The sequence below is a fragment of the Vibrio sp. 10N.222.55.C6 genome, from assembly GCF_041473395.1.
Classification (GTDB): domain Bacteria; phylum Pseudomonadota; class Gammaproteobacteria; order Enterobacterales; family Vibrionaceae; genus Vibrio; species Vibrio crassostreae_C.
Window position 1 is genome coordinate 1 of sequence record NZ_JBFRSD010001297.1, and the last position, 281, is coordinate 281.

General features: G+C 44.8%; 1 pseudogene. It reads left to right on the forward strand.

Annotation, left to right across the window (positions count from 1 at the left end):
• Positions 1-281 (forward strand): annotated as a pseudogene (locus AB4486_RS28605) (methyl-accepting chemotaxis protein); the annotation flags it as partial.

The window sequence follows — 281 nt, forward strand, 5'->3', positions numbered from 1 at the left end:
GAGATACACAACAAGATTGAACAGTTGCAAACCAGTTCTAAACTGGCGGTGGAACAAATCAATCAATGTGTGGTGGGAATGGTTCAATGTGTTGAGCAAACGGGCGAAGTGAATCACTCAATATCAACGGTTTCTAAGCTGCTCAATGAGGTCGAGCAAAGAAGCCATCAAATCGCGACCGCAACTACGGAACACCAAGTGGTTGCTTCTCAAGTCACGCAAAACATCAGTCAGATACACACCTTGGCAGAGGATAACTCTCAACGATCTCAGGTTATGTT